Origin of the sequence: Rhizobium viscosum, assembly GCF_014873945.1 — a bacterium.
Classification (GTDB): Bacteria; Pseudomonadota; Alphaproteobacteria; order Rhizobiales; family Rhizobiaceae; genus Rhizobium; species Rhizobium viscosum.
This window is the reverse complement of the sequence record NZ_JADBEC010000002.1, coordinates 1,141,533-1,165,688: the sequence shown is the minus strand read 5'-3', so window position 1 is coordinate 1,165,688 and position 24,156 is coordinate 1,141,533. Positions and strand designations below refer to the sequence as shown.

The window sequence follows — 24,156 nt, the reverse complement described above, 5'->3', positions numbered from 1 at the left end:
ATGGTCCATCCCGATAATGCGGATGCCGGCCTCCAGCCGAAGGTGGCAAGATTTCGTGCGATTCTGCATGTCATGGCGAGCATCCTGATCGTCGCAACCGGCAACTCGCTTCTGACGACGACTGTCTCGCTGCATCTCAGCGACCCGGCGATCGATCCCCAGGTCGTGCAGCTCTTGCTGACGGCGTTCCCCATAGGCTTTCTCGCCGGCTGCCTGTCAGCGCGCCTGCTGGTTAGCCGCTACGGCCACGAGCACGCCTTTCTGGCTGTCGCCGCATTCGCAGCATGCGGTGCCTGCGGCTACATGCTGACGCAGGCACCGGCTGTCTGGTTCTGCCTCCGCCTGATCAACGGCTTTGCCATCGCCACGCTCTTCGTCGTCGCCGAGAGCTGGATCAATCTCTATGCCGACCAGAAGAACCGCGGAGCCTATTTCTCCCTCTACATGCTGATGACCTCGCTTGCGACCCTGTCTGCGCAATTGCTCGTAGAGGCCGCCGGACCGGGTTCTCCGCATCTGTTTGAGATCGTGCTCGGCGTTATCCTATGCGGGCTCGCCTATGCGCGCCTCTTCGGCGCACCCTGGCCAGCCTTGCGGGTGTCGGCAGCCGCTGAAACAGTGGGGACGGGGAGCGTCCACTTGAGGCATCGCTTCGGCGTCTGGCAGCTGGCAGCCCTCGCACCGGTCACCGTCGTCGGCGTGTTTCAGGCCGGCATGACGAACATGAATGTCTACACGATGACGCCGATCTATGCCGAACGCGTGGGGCTCGATGCGGCCTCGGCCGTGACGCTGGTGACGGCCTTCAGCCTCGGTGGCATGCTCGCACAAGCCCCCGTTGGCTGGCTTTCGGACCGCGTCGACAGGCGCCTCCTGCTGCTCGCCCAAGGCCTGGTCGCAGCCGGGCTTTGCGCCGCGATCGCCTGGCCTGGTCTGCATTCGCAGATTTTGCTTCTCGGACTGTTCTTCTTCTATGGGGCCGTCGCGCTAACGATCTACCCGGTCGCCATCGCCTATGCCAATTCGCAGCTCGATAGCCGCCACATGGTCTCGGCGTCCGGAGGGCTGCTGCTCCTATATTCGATCGGCAACATAATGACGCCGGGGGCTGCTGCAGGGCTGATGGACTGGTTTGCCCCGCAGGCGCTCTTCCTGCTCCTCGGCAGCGGCGCATTTCTTGTCGCCGTCGCCGCCTGCCTCAACCTGTCGCGCCGTCGCTCCGGCGGGGCCAAACTCTGCCTTGAATCGGGAGGATGCGAATGATGTCCAAGCAGCCCTTTGATCTCGTTATCCGAGGCGGTCGGGTTGTGCTGCCTGATGCGACGAAGCAGATCGACATCGGCATTCGCGATGGGGTGATCGTCGCGCTCGACGAGGATCTCGGGGGAGCCCGCAGCGAGGTCATGGCCGAAGGCCGCCTCGTCCTGCCCGGCGGCGTCGACACACATTGCCACATGGACCAGCAGCCATGGGAGGGAAAGTCGACGGCCGACGATTTCAATACAGGCACGCTCTCGGCCCTCTGCGGCGGCACGACCACAGTCGTGCCCTTCGCCATGCAGATGCGCGGCCAGTCGCTGCGCGCGATCGTCGAGGATTACCATGAGCGCGCCGGCTCGAAGGCGCGCATCGATTACGGTTTCCACCTGATTGTCGGCGACCCGTCCGCCGAGGTCCTGCGAGACGAGATCCCCGGCCTGATCGCCGAGGGATGCACGTCGATCAAGATCTACCTGACCTATGACGGGCTGAAGCTCGACGACTACGAAGTACTGAACGTTCTCGATCTTGCCCGCGCTCAAGGTGCGATGGTGATGGTGCATGCCGAAAACGATGCCTGCATCCGCTGGCTGACGGAAAAGTTCATCGCCGCACGCAAGACGCAGCTTCGCTATCATGAAAAGGCGCATTCGGAAATCGGCGACCGGGAGGCGACTTTCCGGGCGATCAGCCTTTCCGAGCTCATCGAGACGCCCATTCTCGTTAGCCATGTCGCGGCCGGCGGGGCCGTCGAGGAAATCCGCCGGGCCAAGGCACGCGGCCTGCCGATCTATGCGGAGACCTGCCCGCAATATCTTTTCCTGTCGGCAGACGATATCGACACGCATGACCTGTCGGGCGCAAAATGCGTCTGCACCCCGCCGCCGCGCGATAAATCCAACCAGCCCGCCATCTGGGCCGGCATCCTGGACGGGACGCTCGAGGTCTTCACGTCGGACCACTCGCCTTGGCACTATGCCGACAAGATCGCCGGCGGCCCCAATACGCCTTTTCACCGGATCCCGAACGGTATTCCGGGCATCGAGACGCGCCTGGCCCTGCTGTTTTCGGCTGGTGTCAACGGTGGCCGGATGTCGCTGCAGAAATTCGCGGATCTGACGGCCGGCGCGCCGGCCAGGCTTTTCGGCCTTCATCCCCGCAAAGGGCGCATCGCTCCCGGCGCGGATGCCGACCTCGCGATTTGGGATCCGGACCGCTCGGTGACGATTACCAATTCGGCTCTGCACCACAATACAGATTACACACCCTATGAAGGGCAGACCATCAAGGGCTGGCCGATCATGACGATCTCGCGCGGCGACATCGTCTGGGACGACGGCAAGGTGCTCGCCGAGCCGGGCCGCGGGCAGTTCATCGCGCGCGAACGTCCCTTCCCGCCGCAGCAGGCGCTTTCGAAGGTCCTCGCGTCATGAGCAGCCCCACAGCCCGCCTTGGCGGTAAGGTCATTCTCATCACCGGAGCGGCAAGCAGTATCGGCACGGCAATAGCCCGGCGCTGTGTCGCCGAAGGCGCTTCGGTGATCTGTCTCGACCAGTCGGGCGCGGATGTTATGGCACTTGCCGAGGCGCTCGGCCGATCGGCGATCGGCGCCGCATGCGACGTTACCGACGCCCGGTCCGTCAAGGCAGCCGTCGAGATCGGGCTGGCCCGCTTCGGCCGCCTCGACGGGTTGGTGCACAATGCAGCAGCGCCCTCCCGTGACGGCACCGTGATTGATCTTGCCGAGCAACAGTGGCAGCTCGAAATCGGCGTCAGCCTGACGGGGGCTTTTCTTGTCAGCAAATATGCGCTGCCGGCGATGGTTGCGGCAGGCGCGGGTTCGGTCGTCTTCATCGCATCGCAGTTTGCACATGTCGCTGTCGGCAAGGCGGTTGCCTATTGCGCGGCCAAGGCCGGGCTCGTGCATCTTGCCAAAGCGATGGCGGTCGATCACGCGGCCGATGGCATCCGCGTCAATTCCCTGTCGCCAGGTGCGGTCGCCACGCCGCGGCTGTTGCAGCGCTTTCCTGATCTCGATGCCGCCGGTGCTGCGCTCGGCCCGGCCCATCTTCTCGACCGCATCGCTCAGCCGGATGAGATCGCCGCGTCTGCTGCCTTTCTCCTTTCGGCGGATGCTTCCTTCATCACCGGCACCGATCTGCTCGTGGATGGCGGCTATGCGGCACGATGACCCTCTGTACTAGAAAGCTTCGAACGGATCTTGAAATGACCCTACTTGTGACCGGCGGGACCGGATTTGTCATGAGCGTGCTTGCCAGAGCATGGCTCGAGCGCAATCCGACGGCGCGTGTCGTGATTCTCGACCGGGCCGCTCTTGATGCCATGGCGGAGCGCTATTTTGCACCAGTGCGAGACCGGCTGAGCGTGATCACTGCCGATATCTGCGACCCCGTGGAGTGGCGGGCTGCGCTTGACGCACACGACATAACCCATGTCGTGCATGGCGCGACCGTCACGCCGATCTCGCGCGGCAGCGCGGCGGAAGCCAGGCGCCAGCCGGAAGCGGAAGATCCCGCACGCATCGTCGACGTCAATTTCATGGGCTCGGTGCACATCCTGGAATGGGCCCGCACGCACAAGGGGCTCAAGCGTTTTGTCTATGTCAGCTCCGGTTCGGTCTACCGCCATCACGGGCCCGACTGGAGCGGCGAACCGCTGCCGGAGGACGGTTATGTCGCGCCTCTGACTCTCTACGGCATTTCCAAGTTCGCCGCCGAGATGGTCGTCAATCGCTATGCCGACCTTTTCGGGCTGTCGGCGGTCTCCGTCAGGCTTGCCTCGGTCTATGGCCCGATGGACCGGGCAACCGGCAGCCGCAACTTCCGCCATGTGCCGAACCGCGTCGCCCATATGGCGCTCGCCGGCGAGGTCATCAGGCCTAACAGCCTGGAGCCGGTCGGCGACTATGTCCATGCGGCCGATGTCGCCGACGCGATCATTGCGCTGCTCTCGGTCGAGCGCCTCCGCTACCGCCACTACAATATCGGCAGTGGGGAAACCGCGACGATCGGTGACGTGATCAGCTGGGCGAGTGAGCGGTTGCCTGGCCTGCAAGTCGAGATCAGCGCGGTCGAGACGGCAAATATCATCCAGGACGTCGCTTTGAAGGACGGTATGTGGGGTGCCTATGACATCGCCCGCATCGTCCGCGATACTCACTGGCGACCACGGCCCGCCAGGCAGGCATTCCACGACTACATGGACTGGATCAAGGACAACGAAATGCAAGGGGAGGAAAGATAGTGAGTGCTTTCGCCAACGACCAGACGCGCGATTTCGTCGGCTATGGACCGACGCCGCCATCCATCACCTGGCCCGGTGGCGTCAGGCTCGCGATCAACCTCGTCCTGAACTACGAGGAAGGCGCGGAATATTCCTGGCTGGACGACGGTCGCAACGACAATTGGGGTGAATACAACATCCCGAACAGCCCCGCGGTCCGCGACCTCGGAACCGAAACCCATTTCGAGTATGGCAGTCGCGCGGGCGTCTGGCGCCTCACGCGTCTTTTTGACCGTTATGAGATCCCCGTAACGGTTTCGGCCTGCGCTGTGGCGCTTCAGAAAAACCCAGCGGTCGTCGAATGGATGGCAGCGCGCGGCCACGACCTCCTCGGACACGGCCTGCGCTGGAGCGAATATTCCACCATGCCGCGGGAGGAGGAGGAGCGTCAGCTCCATGAGGCGATCGCGCTTTACAAGAAGCTCACAGGCAAACGCCCGCTCGGCTGGAATTGCCGCTCGTTTCCGAGCGTCAATACGCGCGACCTGATCGTCCAGGAGGGCGGGTTCCTCTATTATTCCGATCCCTGCAACGACGATCTTCCCTATTTTCTCGATCATCAGGGAACGCGCCTTCTCGTCGTGCCCTATTCGAAGACCTTGAACGACAGCCGCTATCTAATCGCACCGGGCTACAGCAATCCACGCGACTTCGCAGAGGATTGCCGCTCCGCCATCGACTACATGATCGGCGAAGCCGAGGAGACAGGCGGGCGCATGCTGACCATTGGCGTGCATGCCCGATGGATGGGACAGCCCAATCGCGCGTCCGGCCTGCGCGACGTCATCGAACACGTCATGAAGACACCTGGTGTCGCCTTCATGCGGCGCGAGGACATTGCCCGCTACTGGATCGAACATCATGGCTGACGGCACGCATGCAATGGCCAATGACGGCCCTCTGGCGAAGACGACAAGGATGAGCGGCGCCGACTATGTCGCAGGGGTCTTGAAGGAAGAAGGCGTCAAGCAGATCATCGGCTTTCCGGCAAGCGAGCTTTTCGATGCCTCGGCAGCACTCGACATTCCGCCGCTGATTGCCCGCACCCAGCGTGTTGCCGTCAATATCGCCGAAGGATATGCGCGCGCCACCGCCGGCAACGAGCTCGCGGTCGTGACCGTCCAGTATGGTCCGGGCGCGGAAAGCGCATTTGCCGGTATTGCCCAGGCCTTCAACGACCGCGTGCCGATGCTGTTCCTGCCGACCGGCTATCCGCGCGGCTCGGAGGCGGTTTCTCCGAATTTCGAATCCCGCCGCAATTTTCGTCACATCACCAAATGGTGCGAGGCGGCAACACAGGTCGCCCACCTGCCGAAGCTGATGCACGCGGCGATATCACGTGTCAGAAATGGGCGGCCGGCGCCTGTCCTGCTCGAGCTGCCGGTCGATCTTCTGGCCGAAAGCCTCGATGCGCAGCCCTCCGACCACCGCCGCCCAGGCCGTAGCGTGCCGCAGGCCGGTGAAGGTGAAGTGGCCGTTCTCGTCGAAACCCTACTTGCGGCGAAAAACCCGGTCATCCTTGCAGGGCAGGGGATCCTGTCGGCATCGGCGACGAGAGAGTTGGTCGAGCTTGCCGAACTTCTCAGCATCCCCGTCATGACGACGCCAAACGGCAAGAGTGGTTTTCCGGAGGACCATCCGCTGGCACTCGGGACAGCCGGTCGGGCACGCCCGGCACCGGTCGATCATTTTCTCGACAAGGCCGACGTGGTGCTCGCGCTCGGCAGCAGCCTGACACGCTCCTACTACATCCTGCCCGTCCCGGACGATAAAATCATCCTGCAGGTGACGCTCGACGAGGCCGACCTCGGCAAAGACTACGCCGTTGCGCAGGGGGTGATAGGCGACGTCGGCTTGGTCCTGAAACAGATGATCTCCCATATCGGGCAGGAAGTCCCGGTGCTTGGCGAGCGTGCCGACCCGACAGCGGAAATCGCTGAGGTGCGTGCTGCCTTCATGGCGAAATGGATGCCCCTGCTGACGTCGGAGAGCCGGCCGATTTCGCCCTATCGGGTGGTCTGGGAGTTGATGCAGGCGCTCGATCCGGCAACCTCGATCGTCACCCACGACGCCGGCAATCCGCGCGACCAGTTCTGCCCTTTTTATGTGGCCAGCGTGCCCGGCAGTTATATCGGCTGGGGCAAGACGACCCAGCTCGGCAGCGGCCTCGGCTTCGCGATCGGCGCCAAGCTCGCGCGGCCCGAGGCGACGGTCGTCAATCTGATGGGGGAATCCGCCTTCGGCATGGTCGGCATCGATTTCGAGACGGCTGTGCGCTGCGACCTGCCGGTGCTGACGATCGTACTGCGCAACAATGTGCTCGGGGGCTACGCGAAAAGCATGCCGGTCGCGACAGAAAAATACGGCGCCAACCGGATAACCGGCAGTTATGCGCCGATCGCCGAGGCGCTCGGCGGCTACGGGGCTTGCGTGAGCGAACCCGAAGACCTGCGCCCGGCGCTGCTTGCTGCCCTGGACAGGGTCAAAGGCGGACAGGCGTCGCTCCTGGAGGTCGTCACCCATGAAGAGCCGCGCCTTGCGGGCTTGTGGTAGGGGCGGGAGGCAGATGTGTTCGACCTACTGATCACCGGCGGAACGCTGATCAATGCCAATGGGCAAAAACGCGCTGATATCGGCATCCGCAACGGCAGGATTGCTGCCCTGCTTGCTCCCGGCGAGACCGCGATGGCGCGCTCTTTTGTCGATGCGAGTGGAATGCAGCTTCTGCCCGGACTGGTCGATGCCCATGCGCATCTGCGCGAACCGGGCCTGACGCAGAAAGAAGATTTTGAGAGCGGCACGCGTGCGGCAGCGCTTGGTGGCGTCACTACCATTCTCGATATGCCGACCGACGATCCATGGACGGCAACTGCCGCGCAACTGTCGCAGAAGATGGCACGTGCTGCCGGACGGCTGAACGTCGATGTCGGATTTCAAGCCGTCGTCTCGAAGAACGACGAGGCGCTGGACGAACTGCTGTCGCTTTCGCCCGTTTCGCTCGAGCTCTTCACGGCCGACGTGCCGGAGGAGTTTCGCTTCGATAGTCTCGACGTCGTGACTGAAATGCTGCGCCGCCTGGCGAAAGCCGCTCCGGTGATCGGCATTTCCCCGGGTGACCAGTCAATTCTGGAAGCAAGTGCGGGGCGGGACGGAAAGGGCATTTCGGCCTTTCTTGAGGGCAGGCCGCCGCTCGCCGAAGCCGGCGGCATTGCCCGCGCGGTTCTGGCTGCAGCAGAAACCGGTGCCCGTGTGCACGTGCGCCAGATCAATTCAAAACGCGGGATCGAGGTCTGGCAGCGGCTTCGCGATCTCGCCGACGTTTCCGTCGAAACGACCCCGCAGAACCTCTTTTTCACGGCCGATGACTATGCGGGTCAAGCTGGTGCAGACCTCAAGGGATCGCCGCCCTTTCGCGATCGCGAGGACGTCGAGGCGCTGCGTCATGCGCTTTCGGAAGGATTAATCACCATCATGGCGACCGATCATGCCCCGCATGCCCGTGCCGAGAAGTCCGCTACCTATCCAGCCTTTGCCGATATTCCGGGCGGCATGCCGGGCCTGCAGACGCTGCTCTTCGTCATGCTCGATCTCGTCGCCGAGAAGCTGATCGATCTTTCGGCACTGGTGCGCCTGTGCGCCTACAATCCGGCCCGGCGCTTTGGGCTCGGCCGCTCGAAAGGATCGATTGCCGTCGGTTGCGATGCCGACATTCTCGTCGTCGACCTCAATCGCTCGACCTCGATCTTCAATGCCGATCAGGCGACCCGTGCCGGCTATACGCCGTTCGATGGTCGGCGCACCGTCGGATACCTGACGGATGTCTTCCTGCGCGGCGAACGCATCGTGCGGAACGGAGCCCTTCTTTTGCCCAACCGCGGTCAAATCGTCCGCCATGTCGCCTGAAGGAATGTCCATGCCCATGTTGAACGAAAAGGTTGCTATCGTATCGGGTGCAAGTTCTGGTCTCGGGCGCGCGATCGCGCTTCGCTACGCCGCGGAAGGTGCAGCGGTCGTGCTTGCCGATATCACCGAGATGCCGGTCGAAGGCGGCGAGCCGACGCTCTCCCTTATCCGCGCCGGCGGCGGCAAGGGGTTCTTCGTCAAAACCGACATCTCCCTTTGGGCCGAGGTCGATAGACTGGTTGTCGATACAGTCACCGAATTCGGCCGTCTCGACATCCTGGTCAATAATGCTGCGATCTACACCTCGACGAATCTTCTGGAGACGACGGCGCAGCAATGGGAACGGGTGATCGCGGTCAATGTCACCGGGTTTTTCCACTGCTGCAAGCGGGCGGTCCAGCAATTCCTGACGCAGGAACCGGTCTTGGAAACGCGTGGCCGCATCATCAACATCTCATCGCAACACGGCATGGTCGCTTGCCCCGGTGATTTTCCCTATGGCGTCAGCAAGGGTGCGATTGTCCAGATGACCCGGCAGATTGCCGTCGATCACGCTCACTCAGGTATCGTCTGCAATGCGATCGCCCCCGGCAAGATCATCACCGGCAAGCCGGGTGTCGCCAACGATCCCGACGCCCTCGACTATTCGCGCCGGCGCACCCCCTGGCCGCGGCTCGGTGAGCCGCGCGACGTTGCGGATGCGGCGGTTTTTCTCGCCAGCGACATGGCGAGCTACATCACCGGCGTCAATCTGATGGTCGACGGCGGCTGGATGGCCGGCTGATCGGACGCCGGAAAAAATCGACAATAACGGAAAGGAAACAGACCATGGATTTGGGATTGAAAGGCAAGACGGCTCTTGTTCTGGGGGCAGGCGGTGGACTTGGCGGAGCGATAGCGAAAACGCTTGCCGCCGAGGGCGCACAGATCGCAGTCGCCGACATCAACGCGGAAGCGGCCGAAAAGACGGTTGCCGACATCCGCACGGCCGGCGGCGCGGCGATGGCTCTGGCGTGGGATCTTGCCGATCTCGATGTGATCGCACCCAATCTCGCCGCCATCGAAAAGCAGCTCGGTTCGGTCGACGTCCTTGTCAACATCACCGGCGGCCCGCCGCCGACGCTGGTTGCCGGCCAGAGCGCCGACAGTTGGCGCAAATATTTCGACACCATGGTACTGTCGGTCATCGCCATTAGCGATGCCGTTCTTCCGAACATGCGTAAAAAGAAGTGGGGCCGCATCATTACCTCGACATCTTCGGGGGTCGTTGCGCCCATTCCCAATCTCGGACTTTCCAACGCCTTGCGCATGTCGCTCCTCGGCTGGTCGAAAACGCTCGCGGGCGAAGTCGGTCGCGATGGCGTGACCGTCAACATCGTCCTACCCGGTCGTGTGGCCACGCAGCGCATCGCCTTCCTCGACGAGCAGAAGGCTAAGCGGGAGGGCAAGGCCGTCGAAGAAATCTCGGCGGCAAGCACCGCGTCCATCCCGGTCGGCCGCTACGGCGATCCCCAGGAATATGCCGATGTCGTCGCCTTCATCGCGAGCGCGCGCGCTTCCTATATGACTGGCTCTGTCATCAGGGTCGATGGTGGCCTGATCGCCAGCGTGTGAGACGGGCAGCTACGTCAGTCGATTGCGAAGACAAAGTTTGCCGCCGTCAGTCTGCGTTGACGTGCAGTCGGGGTCTCGGCCGTTCAACCGCTGTCGAGATCGTCGTATGGCGGCAAACTTGGAGCGACTCGGTTTCCGAGCCCTCCCCGGTCGGGCAGGTGAGGAGGGAAGGGGCCGACCATTAATCGCGAGGATTGCGATAGGTGGCAAAATAGGCCCGCAAGCGGAACACGAGTTCGTGGGGCAGTCGGTTCCGCGTCTCTTTTGGACCGCTCACGCTGACGCTCATGCGGCTGCCCTTCCTCACGCCCTCCTGTGACGCGAATTCTCGCTTTCTCGCGCATGTCCGCGCGACCGCTATGCTAAAAGCTCCGATACGCTTCATTGTTTGCAAGCCGAAAGGTCGGTCACGCCACTTTGCCCGGCAAGCTCAGCCGCTTCGAGGCGTGCGGATGTCCTGTAATTGTCCCCCAAGCCGGCTTTTATCCCCCTGCGGACGCACCTCGCATCATCCGCCCGTCAGCAACACCCTCGCGCTCTCTTCGTCCGTCACCAGCGCGGTCGCCAGTCCGGCGTGCATGGTGGCGCTGAGGATGGCATGTTTGTGGGAGCCGCCGGAGGCGACGATGCGGCAGGGGATCCTGCGGTAGTCGGCGAAGTCGGGTGCCAGCACCTGTGCGTTCAGCGGGTGGTCGACGGGGCGGCCGTCGGCGTTGATGTAGCGGCCGAGCAGGTCGCCGACGGCGCCGACGGCGATGAGGTCGCTGACATCGGTTCCGGCCGGCAGGCCGTAGCGCACCTGCAGGGATTGCCGGGTGACGTTGCCGACGCTCAGGAACGAGATATCCACTTCGCAGGTCTGGCGGAAGATGCGCTCGAAGACCGATTGCGAAATGATCGCCTCGCGCGATTGCGGGCTCTCGGCATAGATCGGCGCTGCGAAGTAATGGCATTGCGCTTTCAGGACCTGCGCGAAGCCGTGCACGATCTCGAACGTGTTGATCTCCGAGCCGCGCGTCAGCCCGCCCATCATCGAGCGCAGCTCGATCTCGGGCTCACTTGCCGGCGTCATGTGGCTAACGGTCTCGCGCAGCGTCGCGCCCCAGCCCACGCCGATGGAGCGGGGCCTGCGGGCCTGGATCAGCCGGTCCAGATAGGCGGCCGCGCCGCGGCCGAGCACCTGGTGCAGAAGGTGCGGATCAGCAGGGGTCGGAACGACGATTGCCGCCTCCAGGCCGAAACGTTCCTGCAGGCGCGATTCGAGCTCCATGCCGGCGGCAAGCGGCGAGGCGAAGCTCACCCTGACGATGCCTTCCTCAAGGGCAGCGGCCAGAAATTCGTTCACTCTGCGGCGGGTGAGGTTCATGCGCTCTGCTATCTGCGCCTGGGTCAATCCCTCCACGTGGTAGAGCCAGGCCGCCCGGATTTTCAGTTCATGCGATTCCATCAACCCATCCCAAATATGCGCCAAATGTCTTGGCGTTACATATTTCACATTGGTGTAACATATGTAACGTAATGCCGTCTGCATGACGATAGAACTTCTGATCTTCGATTGCGACGGCGTATTGATCGACAGCGAGCCGGTGGCGAGCGGCACGCTGGCGCATGCCCTGCAGCGCGCCGGCGTTCCCTTGAGCCAGGCTGAGGTCCATCGTCGCTTCACCGGTCTTTCGGGGGAGGCGGCCGCCCGCCTTTGTCGCGAGGAACTCGGCCTTGCCGATCCGGACCGTGTCTTCGCCGATGCCAGAAGCGCGCTCTACGCGGAATTTTCCCGTTCGCTGCGGCCGATGGCCGGCATGGAAGAGCTGGTGCGGAAGGTGAAGCAGCGCAAATGCGTCGCGTCCAACAGCGACCTGGAGAGGCTGCGCCTCAGCCTCGGTCTTCTGGATCTGTGGACGGAATTTGCCCCGCATATCTACAGCGCCGAGATGGTGGCGAGGCCCAAGCCTGCGCCTGACCTCTTTCTACTCTGTGCGAAAAATCTCGGTGTGGCGCCGCACCGCTGCCTTGTCATCGACGACAGCGCGCTCGGGATTGCGGGTGCCATGGCGGCCGGCATGGCGGCGATCGGCTTCGTCGATCCGGCCGATCCGCGCAGCGGGCGGCACGAGGCGCTGAAGGCGGCAGGCGCACTGCAAACGGTCGAGGGGGCGAGGGAGCTGGCGATCGCTTTCGAAGCGCTGTTTTCATCATCCGCAAACGAAGAGGCGGCTCATGCCGCCGTGCCTGCAAGGAATCCGGCGGTGGAGACCGCTGGCTAATCTCGCGCGGCCGATGCTTCGCGCGCTGGAATGGCTCTTCGCGGCGTCCGCGACGGGCGGCTGTAACCGAAACTTCATGAAGCCGTCAATCACGCGACATGGAGCTGATCCTAAGAACCAAGACCGCGAGCCGGGGGCCCGCCGGTCAAGACATAAGGAGTTTCCGATGATATCGATCAATCGACGCAGCGCGCTCGGTCTGCTCGGCGCCACCGCCGGTACGCTCATTCTGCCGCGCATGGCTTTCAGCCAGGCAAAGCGTCCTTCCATCACCATCGCGGTGCAGAAGATCACCAACAACAATTCGCTCGACGTCTATCACGAGCAGTCGAATGTCGGCGAGCGCATCTTCTTCCCCAACCTCTGGGAAGGCCTGATCCTGCGTGACTGGATGGGCAATCAGGGTCCGGTTCCGGGTCTTGCGACCGAATGGAAGCGTATCGACGACAAGACGCTCGAGCTGAAGCTGCGCCAGGGCGTCAAGTTCCACAACGGCGATGAAATGACCGCCGAAGATGTCGCCTTCTCCTTCTCCAAGGAGCGCGTGTTCGGCAATACGGAACCGGCCGGCGGCAAGACCATTTTCGAATCCGATCACAAGCCTGCCACCGCCAAGGAACTGCCGGCGACCGTGCCGGGCGTTGGCCGCCGCCTGTGGCCGGCGCTCGCCGGTATCGAAATCGTCGACAAGTACACCGTGCGCCTGCACAACACGACGCCCGACGTGACGCTGGAAGGCCGCCTCTATTCCGGCGGCAGCCAGATCACCAACCGCCGCGCCTGGGACGAGGCTGCAAGCTTCACCGAATGGTCGCGCAAGCCGATCACGACCGGCCCCTACATGGTCGGCGAATACAAGCCCGACGTTTCGCTCACGCTCGTCGCCTTCGACGAATACTGGGGCGGCCGCCCGCCGCTCGAGCAGATCCGCTTCGTGGAAGTTCCGGAAGTCGCCTCGCGCGTCAACGGTCTCTTGTCTGGCGAATACGACTTCGCCTGCGACCTGCCGCCGGATCAGATCGCTGCCGTCCAGGCCGCTCCCGGCTATGAAGTCCAGAACTCGACGATCTGGAACCACCGCGTCTCGGTCTTCAACACGCAGAACCCGATCCTTGCCAACCCGCTGGTGCGCCGCGCCATGACGCACGCCATCGACCGCCAGGCGATCGTCGATGCGCTGTGGGTCGGCAAGACGGTCACCCCGGCCGGCCTGCAGTTCGAATCCTTCCGCAACAGCGACATGTTCATCGATGGCTGGGCGCCCCCGGCATTCGATCCGGCGCTCGCCAGGGACCTCTTGAAGCAGGCCAATTACAAGGGCGATGCGATCCCCTACCGCCTGCTCAACAACTACTACACGAACCAGACGGCCAACGGCCAGATCATGGTCGAGATGTGGAAACAGGTCGGCCTCAATGTCGAGATCGAGATGAAGGAGAACTGGGCGCAGATCCACGATCCCCAGGGCATCAAGGGCGTGCGCGACTGGTCGGCTGGCAACTCGATCAACGACCCGATCACGCCGATGGTCGTGCAGTTCGGCCCGAACGGCGAAGTGCAGCAGAAGAAGGACTGGACGAACGCGGAGATGAACAAGCTCGCCGTCGTCATGGAAACCTCCACCGACCGGGCGCAGCGCAAGAAGGCGATCGCCCGCATGCTGGAAATCGCCGAGCGCGAAGACCCGGTCTATCAGGTCCTGCACCAGAATGCCGTCTTCACCGGCATGAAGTCGTCGCTGAAGTGGAAGGCCGCTCCGGCCTTCGCCATGGACTTCCGCGCCACCAACTGGTCGATCTGATCGGCCCGTCACTCCGGTTTCCGGCGGCTGAAGGGCTGCCGGAGATCCTCTTTTTGGTGCAAGCAAAGAGCGGGGATGAAAGATGGGCACGACCGGCTCCAATCTCGTGGAACTGCGTGACCTGAGGGTCGCCTTCGACGGCGTGCAGGTTCTGCACGGCATCGATCTCGACGTCGCCAGGGGCGAGGCGCTCGGCCTCGTCGGCGAATCCGGCTGCGGCAAGTCTGTCACCTGGCTTGCGGCGCTCGGCCTGCTGCCGGGCAAGGCAAGTGTAACCGGCTCGGTTCGGCTGGAGGGCAGCGAGCTCGTCGGCGGATCGCGTACGGTGCTCGAAAGCGTGCGCGGCAGCCGCATCGCCATGATCTTCCAGGATCCGTCCAGCTCGCTCAATCCGGTGCTGCGCATCGGCCGCCAGATATCTGAGGCGCTGTCGGTGCATCGGGGGCTGCGCGGCGAGGCGGCAAAGGCCGAGGCGCTCAGGCTGATCGACATGGTCGGAATTCCCGATGCGCGCCGTCGCTTCGATCTCTATCCGCATGAATTTTCCGGCGGCCAGTGCCAGCGCCTGATGATCGCCATGGCGCTTGCCGGCCAACCCGACCTTCTGATCGCCGATGAGCCGACCACCGCGCTCGATGCGACGATCCAGGCACAGATCCTCGATCTCTTGATCCGCCTTCGCGCCGAAACCGGCATGGCGACCGTCTTCATCAGCCACGACCTCGGCGCCGTCAGCCAGGTCTGCGAGCGCGTCTGCGTCATGTATGCCGGGCGCATCGTTGAGGAGGGCAGTGTGGAACAGCTCTTCTCCGAGCCGCGCCATCCCTATACGCGCGGCCTGTTCGACGCCATTCCGCGCCTTGACGGCGGCCGCGAACGGCTGATCCCCATTCCCGGCACTGTTCCCAATCCGAAGGATCTGCCGGCGGGCTGTTCGTTTTCGCCGCGCTGTTCGCGCGCGGTGGAGGCCTGCCGCAACGAGCGCCCGCCGCTCCTTTCCCTCGATGGCGGCCGCAAGCTCGCCTGCACGCGGCCGGTGCCGGTCGCTGCCGCCGCCGAGGCCCTGACGTCCCGTATCGCCGAAGGCCTGCTGCAATGACGCCGCTCATCAAAGCCCGTGATCTCGTCCGCATCTATCAGATCCGCCGCGGCCTTTTCGGCCGCCCGACGCCCGTGCGTGCGGTCGACGGCGTTTCGCTCTCGGTCATGCCGGGCGAAACGCTGGGCATCGTCGGCGAATCCGGCTCCGGCAAATCGACGCTCGGGCGCATGCTGCTCGGCATCGACGACGCGCAGGAAGGCAGCATCCGCTTCCAGGGACAGCCGATGCCGGCCCGCCATACCGCGGAATGGCGGGCATTGCGCGCCAAGATGCAGCTCGTCTTCCAGGATCCGCTCGCAGCGCTCGACCGCCGCGTGCCGATTGGACGCCAGATCGGTGAACCGCTCGATATTCACAGGCTCATCCCGAGAGAGCACCAGGGCGCGCGCGTGACGGAGCTGATGCGGGCCGTCGGCCTGCGCCCCGACCAGGCCGATCGTTATCCTCACGAGCTTTCGGGCGGCCAGCGCCAGCGTGTGGTGATCGCCCGGGCGCTCGCGTCGCGGCCGAAGCTCATCGTCTGCGACGAGCCGGTTTCGGCGCTCGATGTCTCCATCCAGGCGCAGGTCGTCAACATGATGCGCGACCTGCAGGAGAGTAACGGCATTGCCATGGTCTTCATCAGCCACGACCTGAAGGTGGTGCGCAACATCGCCGACCGCGTCGCGGTCATGTATCTCGGCCGCATCGTCGAGGAGGCGTCCTCGGACGCCATCTTTCGCGCACCGCAGCATCCCTATACGAAAGCGCTGGTGTCCAGCGTGCCGGTTCCCGGCAAGCTGCTCGAAGGCCGCGTCATCCTGCAGGGCGAGCCACCGAACCCGGAGAGCCGCCCCTCCGGCTGCGCCTTCCACCCGCGCTGTCCGCTGGCGCGGGACATCTGCCGTTCCGTCGTGCCTGATCTCCTCGACATCGGCGAGGGCCGCACTGCCGCCTGCCATGTCGTGGCGGGCGAAACCACGCCGGTCGCGGCATAGGAGGCTTCCATGATCCGTTTCGTACTCGTGCGCCTGTTTCGTGCCGTCCTGACCATCATGGCGGTCGTCACCTTCGCCTTCGTCGTCCTGCGCATGTCGGGCGATCCTGCGATGGTGATGCTCGGGCCTGACGTGCCGCAGGAGGCGGTCGATGCCTTCCGCAAGGCATGGGGCCTCGACCAGCCGCTCTGGATTCAATATCTCGCCTATATCAAGTCGATCTTCACCGGCGATTTCGGCGTCTCGATGCGCGACAAGGCGTCCGCACTCAAGCTGGTGCTGGAACGGGTGCCGGCTACGCTGCAGCTGACGCTGCCAGCCCTCATCCTCAAGCTCGTCTTCGGCATTCCGTCAGGCGTCTATGCGGCGCTCCACCGGCAAAGCTTCTCCGACCGCGGCGTCATCCTGCTCGCCGTCCTCGGCTTCACGATTCCCTCCTTCGTCATGGGGCTGCTGCTCGTGCTGGTCTTCTCGGTCATCCTCGGCTGGCTGCCCTCGGGCGGGCAGGATACCTGGATGCACGGCATCCTGCCGACGCTGACGCTGAGTATCGGCGGCATCGGCATCCTTGCCCGCTTTTCGCGCAGCGCCATGATCGAGGTGATCGGCCAGCCCTATATCCGCACGGCCTCGGCCAAGGGGCTTGCCTGGCACGACGTGGTCTGGAACCACGCATTGCCCAATGCGGCGGTGCCGATCGTCACGATCGTCGGCTTCATGGTCGGCTCGCTGATCGCCGGCGCCGTCGTGGTGGAATCGATCTTTTCCTGGCCGGGCATCGGTCGCCTGCTGGTGGTCTCTGTCACCAATCGCGACCTCGCTGTCGTGCAATGCATCCTGCTGATCATCGCCGCCGCCATGGTCGTATCGAACCTCGTCGTCGACCTGCTCTACGGCTGGCTCGATCCACGCCTTCGCTCGCATGCGGCCGGGCACTGAGGAGAAAACCGATGGCACCTGTCGATCTCTTGGCAACGCCGGCTTCCGGAAAGCCCAACGGCCTCGTCTCCTTCCTGCGCCGCAACCTGCCGCTATCGGTGGCGTTCGGCCTGCTGTGGCTTGCGGCCATGGTCCTGATCGCCGTTTTCGCCGACACGATCCGTCCGTTCAACATCACGGCGATGGATCTCAGCAGCCGGCTTTCGGCGCCGGGCGGGCTCAAGCATCTGCTCGGCACGGACGAGCTCGGTCGCGACGTGCTTTCGCGCCTCATCCAGTCGATCCGGGTCTCGCTCGTCATCGCCTTCGGCGCGACGATCCTCTCGGCCGTCTTCGGCACGCTGCTCGGGTTTCTCGCGGCGCAGTTCCGCGGTTTCGTGGAGCATCTGGTCCTGATGCTCGCCGATTTTCAGGCGGCATTGCCCTTCCTCATCATGTCGCTGGCGGTGCTGGCCTTCTTCGGTTCCTCCATGCTGCTGCTCGTCTGCCTCATGGGTTTCTACGGCTGGGAGCGCTATGCGCGCATCGCGCGCGGCCTTGCGATTGCCGCGGGCGCCCAGGGCTATGCGGCTGCGGTGGTGCAGCTGGGTGCTACGCCTTCGCGCGTCTACCTGCATCATATCCTGCCGAACGTCGCCTCGACGCTGATCGTTTCCATGACCCTCACGTTCCCCGAAATCATCCTGATGGAAAGCAGTCTCTCCTTCCTCGGCCTCGGCGTGCAGCCGCCGGAAACCAGCCTTGGCAACATGGTGGGCTTCGGACGCGAATATCTGACGCGCGCCCCCTGGATCATGCTGGCGCCCGCCACCGTCATCATGCTGACGACGCTTTCGATCTCGCTTGTCGGCGACTGGCTGCGCGACAAGCTCGACCCGACGATCCGTTAATACCGTGAAGCAATTTGTCGAAGGATATTCCATGACGCTGATCACCGGCCATCGCGGCGCCCGCAACCTCTGGCCCGAAAACTCGCTCACCGGCTTCCGCAATGCGATCATGCTCGGCGTCGATGCCATCGAATTCGACGTGCACCTGACGCGCTCGGGCGAACTCGTCGTCATCCACGACGCGACACTGGAGCGCACTGCCGAAGGCTCCGGCCCCGTGCAGGACCTGTCGGTCGAGGCCCGCAAGGGGATCCTACTGAAAGGCACGGACGAGGTCATTCCGACGCTTGGCGAAGTGCTCGAAGTTCTCGCCCCGAGGGGCATCGACCTACATGTCGAGATCAAGATCGACGAGGCCGGCACGTCCTATCCTGACATTGCCGCGCGCGTCGCAGCAGAGCTTTCCCGCTTCGGTGTCGGAGAACGCTCCTATCTGACCTCCTTCGATACCTCGGTTCTGGAGGATTGCCGTCTTCATGCGCCTGATGTTTCGCGCCTCGTCTCCGTCAATGCCGCCTGGGCCGAAAAGCAGGGCGGGCTCGCCGCCTTCATCGACCACGTAGACGGGCTGGTGGAGATCGTTGCCGTCCACCACGAGCTGATGGAAGCCGAATGGGACCTGATCCGCGGCCGGCTGCCGCTGGAGCGCCTCTGCGTCTGGACTCTCAACGACGAGCCCGGCATCCGCCACTGGCTGGAACGCGGCATCGGCAGCCTGACCTCGGACAGTCCGGATCTCGCCCTGAAGCTGCGCGCAGGCATCGCCGCCTGAGCTTTTACCTTGATATCGAGTACGGCCGCATCAGTCTCGGCTTCATCCGGCCGGTGGAGAATATCTGTTCGCTTCGCTTCTTCTCGATTGCCCATAAACGCCACCTGCTGGCGGTGGCCAAGGAGAACCCTTTAGCCTTGAAGAGCGAGATCGACATTGCGGATCTCAGGGATGGGGAGATCATTTCCTTTTCCCGTAAGAACCTCTCCTACAGCGAGCGCTATTTTGCGGAGAAGTTTGAGGAGCATGATCTGACCGACAATGTCACCTACACCTCTGCCGATCTTGGCATCGGCTTCGTGCCGGAATGGACGCAGGATCTGCCGAACCGTGGGTTCGAGCTAAGAAAGGTGAGGGGCGTCGATTTCAGGATCGGGCTTGGTGTCGCCTTGAACCTTAATCTTAGACAGACAGATGTGCTCTGTCTGTTAATGGAATGAGATCAACTCGACGTCTGTTTCCCGACGGGCATGGTATCGGCGATGTCGTCGGCTTCCGATTGCGCCAGTTCCTCCAGGCGCCTTGCCTTCGGTTCGATCCCCAGAACTGCCACGACGATAATCTGAAGTGCCAGTAGACCGATCATCATGACGAGCACGCCGGATATTCCATGCGACTGGAAAAGCGAGACGACGATGAATGGCGTTACGATAGTCGCGCCTCGCCCCAGGGTCTGGCATATTCCGGAAGCGCGCAGGCGCACTTCGGTCGGAAACAGCTCGGGGATATAGATGCCGAAGAGCAGCGCGACCAGAATATAGATCGGCACGGTCAACGCAAAACCTACGACCGACAACCAGACGGGATCGGATACTTGCGGATAGATGATGCCGAAGACGATCGCGAGCAGGGATGCGCCGATAATCGTCGGTTTGCGGCCCCATGCGTCCGAGGTGAGAGCGCCAATGGCTGAGCCAACGGGAGCGCCCAGGCCCATGAGAAGAGCAAAGCCGAAGGATTTCGCCGTGCTGAGGCCCTGGCTGACGAAGAAAGTGGGAAGCCAGGTCACGAAGCCGTAAAGCAGTGTGTTCACCACCACCAGCGTAACGCATCCGACGATCATGCGCGACAGCATCGGCGGACGGAAGAGCGCTGACATCTCTACGCGCGGCAGGATCGCCGCCGGGCTCGGAGGCGGCAGCGGCCGGCCCCCTGAAACCTCGGCCTCGATCTTGGAAACGAGTTCCTCCGCTTCGACCGTCCTGCCGACCGATTCCAGCCATCGCGGGGATTCCGGCAGCTTTTTGCGCATGTACCAGACAGCTAGCGCAGCAACGCCCCCGATGACGAACATCGTTCGCCAGCCGAAGAGCGGAATGATCAGATAGCCCAGAAGCGAGGCGACGGGCAGTCCTGTTACGACGAAGACCGCCATCAGGCCGAGCCAGCGTCCGCGCGTGCGCGACGGCACGAATTCCGTCATTGTCGAATAGCCGACGACATTTTCCGCGCCCAATCCGACGCCGATCAGGAAGCGGAGGAAGATCAGCACCTCCATATTCGGAGCGAAAGCCGCGGCGATCGAAGCCAAGCCGAAGAGAAGCAGGTTGATCTGATAGGTGAAGCGTCGTCCATAGCGGTCTCCGAGGAAACCGGTCGCGAACGCGCCAAGCATCATCCCGACGAAAGTGGCGGAAACGAAAAAGGCATTCTGGCCGAGAGTCGAAAATCCGCTTGCAAGCGTCGCTCCAAGAACGGTCGCGGCAAGGTAGATGTCGAAGCCATCAAGGAACATACCGATCCCTATGAGCCACATGATGCGATAGTGGAACCTACCGGCGGGCAGCCGATCAAGGCGCCCACCTGCATTGACGATGGTCGACATTATCTCCTCCTGAGATCAATTGTGGTCGCGAGGCGGAGAATTCCTCCGCTGCCGCCTCGCGCTATCCGTCAGTTGAGACGGGTTTGCGTTGCGGTGGCGCTGTACCAGTCGAAGGGCTTGTCTGCGGTTGCCACCATGACGCTCTTGACGTTGAAATGATCGTTGAAGCTTTCCAGTCCGAACTCACGGCCGATGCCGCTTTCACCGACACCTCCCCAGGGAGAGGCCGGATCCAGGCGGTGGTGATCGTTGACCCAGACAATTCCGGCCTTGACGCCGGCGGCGACGCGGTGCGCGCGGGCAACATCGCGGGTGCGGATTGCAGCTCCGAGACCGAAGGGCGAATCATTGGCGAGGCGCAGCGCCTCCGCTTCATCCTTGAAGGGCGTAACGCTGGTGAATGGCCCGAATACCTCTTCCTGAAAGACGCGCATATCCGCCTTGACGTCGGCAAACACGGTCGGTTGAACGAAATAGCCGCCCTCAAATCCCGGTACGTTTGCGATATCACCGCCTGCGACCGCACGGGCTCCGGCTTCACGGCCGAGTTGGGAATAAGTCAGGACGCGCTCGCGTTGTCTGGCCGAAATAACGGGGCCAAGCTGGGTCTCAGGATCGAACGGGTTTCCGATCCGGATGGAGCGCGCCTTGGCAGCAAGTTTTTCGACGAAGGCATCGTAGATCGATTCCTGGACGAGATGCCGGCTGCCGCACACGCATGTCTGGCCTGCCCCGATGAAGGCGCCAAAGGCGGCATAGTTCACCGCCTGATCGACGTCGAAGTCGTCAAAGACCATGACGGGTGTCTTGCCGCCGAGCTCCAGCGTCTGATGCGCGAACACTTTCGCGGCGGCGCTCCCGGCAATCCGGCCGGCTTCCGTGCCGCCGGTCAGCACGAGCTTGTTGATGTCAGGGTGTTCCGCCAGGAAACGGCCGGCTTCCGCGCCATAACCGAGAACGACATTGAAGACACCCTTCGGCAATCCGGCTTCGACGAATATCTCTGCAAGCTTCAAGGTCGTCAGCGGGGTATATTCCGATGGCTTCACGACGGTTGTGCAACCAGATGCGAGGACCGCGGCAAGCGACTTGCACATGATCATCAGCGGGTGGTTGAACGGCGTGCAGTTGGCGACGACGCCGATCGGCGTACGCAGCGTGTAGTTGAGATAGGGCCCTTCGACCGGAATGACATCGTCGCGGCGGGCAATTGCGAGGCCAGCAAAGTAGCGGAAGAAATCCGGAAGCCGGGAGAGCTGCGCCCGCGTCTCATTGAGCGGCCTGCCGTTGTTGAGCGTCTCCAGGCGGTACAGAGTCTCAAGGTTAGCCTCAAAAGCGTCCGCCAGTCTGTTGACGAGGCGGGCTCGTGCGCGAATATCCATTCCACCCCATTCTCGGCCTTCGAAAGCCGCGCGTGCACTCTTCATCGCACGATCGATATCGCTGGGTGTCGAGTTCGGGATGCGGGCGATCACCATTCCGGTCGCCGGGTTGAGGACATCGATGAACGTGCCGTTGCCAGCTTCGATTTCCTTGCCGTCGATAAAGTTGCCGTGGGTTTCCACGGCAGGGTCACGGGTAGTCTGGTTCATGAGCTTTCCTCCAAATCAAGGCCTGACAGCGCTCCGCCCAAGGGCGGATAGGACACGCTTCTGGCCATCAATCACATGGGCACTGATGAGTTTACGCGCGGCTCGGGCATCGCGGCGCTGCACGGCGTCGATGATATCGCCGTGTTCACTGACGAGTTTTTGCGGGTCTCGTCCCTTGATGGCGCTGACGGAAAGGCGGACGAGGCGGTCGGCCTGGTCAAGAACATCCCTGATGGCGCCCTCCATCCGGCTATTGCCGGAGGCCGCGGCGAGCGCATCGTGAAAGGCTCTGTTGTAATCGATAAAATCCTCTTCGGGCCCGATAGATCGAAAACGATCGAGGGCCGACAGCGTCTGATCGTCCGCGCTCTCGATCGCAGCCGCGACACATGCGGGCTCCAGCGCAAGACGGAACTGGAAGAGATCCCGGACGTCTTTCATCGAAATCGGATTGACCTGATACCCTTGGCGCGGCTGCACGGTCACCAGGCGATCCTGCTGCAACCGCAGCAACGCTTCGCGGATTGGTTGTCGGCTGACCTCATAACGAGCAGCGAGATCTTGTTCGCGAATCTCCTCACCCGGCATCAAGCGGCAGGTCAGGATTTCGGTGCGAAGCGCGTCGTAGATATTTTCTCTAAGCAGCAATTTCGTATCCAATCAAAACCATGATTGCAATCATGTGATATTTCACCGATTGATTCATACGCCTGAAAAATAAGGATTTGCAATACACAAAAATGGGATTTATGAAATATCAATCTATGCATATTGATGGATCCGTGATGGACAAGAAGATGAACCTTTACATGGCGGGTCGCGGACAGCCGCTGATCCTGCTTCATTCGTTGCTTTCTGACAGCGGGAGTTTCGATCGGATAATGCCGGCGCTGGCCGCGCGGTATCGGGTGATCGTCCCCGATCTTCCTGGCTTTGGCGGGTCGCCGGCAAGCTCGGGAGGTTTTGATGAAACCGCCGACCGTATCGCAAGCCTGATCGAAGCATTTGCCCCAGATGGCGAAGCCGTGCTGCTGGGGAATGGTTTTGGTGCATTCGTGGCACTTCAAACCGCGATCAGGCACCCAGCGCTGATATCCCGTCTTGTTCTGATGGGCTGTGGGGCCAGGTTTTCGGACGAAGGCAGGGAAGCCTTTCGCAAAATGGCGGCGGCCGCGTCCGCGGGCGGGCTTGCTGCAATTGCCGAAACTGCGATGAACAGATTGTTTGCCGTCGAATTTCAGGAGAGCCATCCCGATCTAATGCAGGATCGTCGCCAGGCGTTTCTCCGTATGAATCCGAGTGTTTTTTGCGAGGCCTGCGACACACTCGCTTCGCTTGATCTCTCGGCCGAGGCTTCGGCGGTGCACCGCCCGACACTGGTTATTGTCGGAGACGAAGATCGGGCAACACCGCTACCGATGGCCCGCGAACTGGTCCAACGGCTTCCGGATGCCACACTGTCCGTTCTCAAGGGCTGCGCGCATGTGCCGCCGTTGCAGGCGCCAGAGGAGGTTGTTTCCCTGCTTGACCAATTTCTTTCGGCGACCGCCCTTCCATGCATTTTGCCCCAGGCAGTGCCGGCCGGTTGAAGGCCGTCGAGAAGCCCTCGTTCGCCAAAGGGTGGGGTTGTCCACCGCGCCGTACGATTGCCGCCCATACTTGGGCGCCGCTCGCGATCCAACGTCGTCCACACCAACGACAGCAACCCGCACCCCATTTTAGGCGAGACCCGCGATAACCTCCCAAAGTGATCGAAATACACGGCGGGTGAACTCTTCCATATGTCCCGACGGACCATTGGCCCTCGCAAACCATTCGTCGGTTCCAATCCTCAATGTCCCCACAGCCATCATCGCCAATAGCTTGATGTCTCGCCGCGTCACATGTGGCTCGCGCGCTACCAGCGCATCGACT

General features: G+C 62.7%; 21 protein-coding genes and 1 pseudogene. 18 read left to right on the top strand and 4 right to left on the bottom strand.

Features of this window, described 5'->3' with window-relative positions:
* From H4W29_RS26190 to H4W29_RS26150, 9 genes are read left to right on the top strand one after another with little or no spacing between them, the layout of a single operon-like run.
* Positions 1-1,263: an MFS transporter gene (locus H4W29_RS26190; RefSeq protein WP_192731746.1), complete on the top strand. Its 1,263-nt coding sequence runs from the start codon at positions 1-3 to the stop codon at positions 1,261-1,263.
* Positions 1,263-2,693 carry a dihydropyrimidinase gene (gene hydA / locus H4W29_RS26185; RefSeq protein ID WP_376776610.1) on the top strand — a complete coding sequence of 477 codons (1,431 nt, stop codon included), beginning with the start codon at positions 1,263-1,265 and terminating at the stop codon, positions 2,691-2,693. Before H4W29_RS26190 ends, hydA begins: the two co-directional genes overlap by 1 nt.
* Positions 2,690-3,451 carry an SDR family NAD(P)-dependent oxidoreductase gene (locus H4W29_RS26180; protein ID WP_192731744.1) on the top strand — a complete coding sequence of 254 codons (762 nt, stop codon included), beginning with the start codon at positions 2,690-2,692 and terminating at the stop codon, positions 3,449-3,451. The genes hydA and H4W29_RS26180 overlap by 4 nt, the downstream gene beginning before the upstream one ends.
* Before the next feature lie 35 nt (positions 3,452-3,486).
* Positions 3,487-4,524 (top strand): NAD-dependent epimerase/dehydratase family protein, encoded by a 1,038-nt coding sequence (locus H4W29_RS26175; protein ID WP_192731743.1) that lies wholly within the window; start codon positions 3,487-3,489, stop codon positions 4,522-4,524.
* Positions 4,524-5,432 carry an allantoinase PuuE gene (locus H4W29_RS26170; protein ID WP_192731742.1) on the top strand — a complete coding sequence of 303 codons (909 nt, stop codon included), beginning with the start codon at positions 4,524-4,526 and terminating at the stop codon, positions 5,430-5,432. The genes H4W29_RS26175 and H4W29_RS26170 overlap by 1 nt, the downstream gene beginning before the upstream one ends.
* On the top strand, positions 5,425-7,116 hold the full coding sequence (locus H4W29_RS26165; RefSeq protein WP_192731741.1) for a thiamine pyrophosphate-requiring protein: 1,692 nt from the start codon (positions 5,425-5,427) through the stop codon (positions 7,114-7,116). Before H4W29_RS26170 ends, H4W29_RS26165 begins: the two co-directional genes overlap by 8 nt.
* Before the next feature lie 15 nt (positions 7,117-7,131).
* Positions 7,132-8,466, top strand: coding sequence for a dihydroorotase (locus H4W29_RS26160; protein ID WP_192731740.1), 1,335 nt, complete (start codon positions 7,132-7,134; stop codon positions 8,464-8,466).
* A gap of 10 nt (positions 8,467-8,476) precedes the next feature.
* Positions 8,477-9,250 (top strand): SDR family NAD(P)-dependent oxidoreductase, encoded by a 774-nt coding sequence (locus tag H4W29_RS26155; RefSeq protein ID WP_192731739.1) that lies wholly within the window; start codon positions 8,477-8,479, stop codon positions 9,248-9,250.
* A 44-nt stretch (positions 9,251-9,294) separates the two neighbouring features.
* The gene (locus H4W29_RS26150) at positions 9,295-10,080 is read left to right on the top strand and encodes an SDR family oxidoreductase (RefSeq protein ID WP_192731738.1); all 786 of its coding nucleotides are present in this window, start codon (positions 9,295-9,297) and stop codon (positions 10,078-10,080) included.
* Between the two features lie 508 nt (positions 10,081-10,588).
* Here the strand turns inward: H4W29_RS26150 and H4W29_RS26145 are convergent.
* Positions 10,589-11,527: a sugar-binding transcriptional regulator gene (locus H4W29_RS26145; protein WP_192731737.1), complete on the bottom strand. Its 939-nt coding sequence runs from the start codon at positions 11,525-11,527 to the stop codon at positions 10,589-10,591.
* A gap of 82 nt (positions 11,528-11,609) precedes the next feature.
* Between H4W29_RS26145 and H4W29_RS26140 the strand changes: the two genes are divergently transcribed.
* The 8 genes and pseudogenes from H4W29_RS26140 to H4W29_RS26105 all read left to right on the top strand — a co-directional run.
* On the top strand, positions 11,610-12,344 hold the full coding sequence (locus H4W29_RS26140; RefSeq protein ID WP_192731736.1) for an HAD family hydrolase: 735 nt from the start codon (positions 11,610-11,612) through the stop codon (positions 12,342-12,344).
* A gap of 166 nt (positions 12,345-12,510) precedes the next feature.
* On the top strand, positions 12,511-14,145 hold the full coding sequence (locus tag H4W29_RS26135; protein WP_192731735.1) for an ABC transporter substrate-binding protein: 1,635 nt from the start codon (positions 12,511-12,513) through the stop codon (positions 14,143-14,145).
* A gap of 82 nt (positions 14,146-14,227) precedes the next feature.
* Positions 14,228-15,244 (top strand): ABC transporter ATP-binding protein, encoded by a 1,017-nt coding sequence (locus tag H4W29_RS26130; RefSeq protein WP_192731734.1) that lies wholly within the window; start codon positions 14,228-14,230, stop codon positions 15,242-15,244.
* On the top strand, positions 15,241-16,224 hold the full coding sequence (locus H4W29_RS26125; RefSeq protein ID WP_192731733.1) for an ABC transporter ATP-binding protein: 984 nt from the start codon (positions 15,241-15,243) through the stop codon (positions 16,222-16,224). The genes H4W29_RS26130 and H4W29_RS26125 overlap by 4 nt, the downstream gene beginning before the upstream one ends.
* A 9-nt stretch (positions 16,225-16,233) precedes the next feature.
* The gene (locus H4W29_RS26120; protein WP_192731732.1) at positions 16,234-17,163 is read left to right on the top strand and encodes an ABC transporter permease; all 930 of its coding nucleotides are present in this window, start codon (positions 16,234-16,236) and stop codon (positions 17,161-17,163) included.
* 11 nt (positions 17,164-17,174) lie between these two features.
* Positions 17,175-18,053 carry an ABC transporter permease gene (locus tag H4W29_RS26115; RefSeq protein WP_192731731.1) on the top strand — a complete coding sequence of 293 codons (879 nt, stop codon included), beginning with the start codon at positions 17,175-17,177 and terminating at the stop codon, positions 18,051-18,053.
* 31 nt (positions 18,054-18,084) lie between these two features.
* Positions 18,085-18,825, top strand: coding sequence for a glycerophosphodiester phosphodiesterase family protein (locus H4W29_RS26110; RefSeq protein ID WP_192731730.1), 741 nt, complete (start codon positions 18,085-18,087; stop codon positions 18,823-18,825).
* A 14-nt stretch (positions 18,826-18,839) separates the two neighbouring features.
* Positions 18,840-19,220 (top strand): annotated as a pseudogene (locus H4W29_RS26105) (type 2 periplasmic-binding domain-containing protein); the annotation flags it as partial.
* Positions 19,221-19,267: 47 nt separating this feature from the next.
* Here H4W29_RS26105 and H4W29_RS26100 read toward each other — a convergent pair.
* The 3 genes from H4W29_RS26100 to H4W29_RS26090 form a co-directional block, all read right to left on the bottom strand.
* A complete protein-coding gene (locus tag H4W29_RS26100; protein WP_192731729.1) occupies positions 19,268-20,650 on the bottom strand; it encodes an MFS transporter in 1,383 nt (460 codons plus the stop codon).
* Between the two features lie 68 nt (positions 20,651-20,718).
* A complete protein-coding gene (locus H4W29_RS26095; RefSeq protein WP_192731728.1) occupies positions 20,719-22,242 on the bottom strand; it encodes an aldehyde dehydrogenase in 1,524 nt (507 codons plus the stop codon).
* 15 nt (positions 22,243-22,257) lie between these two features.
* Positions 22,258-22,902 carry a GntR family transcriptional regulator gene (locus H4W29_RS26090; RefSeq protein ID WP_312872388.1) on the bottom strand — a complete coding sequence of 215 codons (645 nt, stop codon included), beginning with the start codon at positions 22,900-22,902 and terminating at the stop codon, positions 22,258-22,260.
* Between the two features lie 80 nt (positions 22,903-22,982).
* Here H4W29_RS26090 and H4W29_RS26085 point away from each other — a divergent pair, with 80 nt between their 5' ends.
* Positions 22,983-23,831: an alpha/beta fold hydrolase gene (locus tag H4W29_RS26085; RefSeq protein WP_246517469.1), complete on the top strand. Its 849-nt coding sequence runs from the start codon at positions 22,983-22,985 to the stop codon at positions 23,829-23,831.
* Positions 23,832-24,156: the final 325 nt, after the last annotated feature.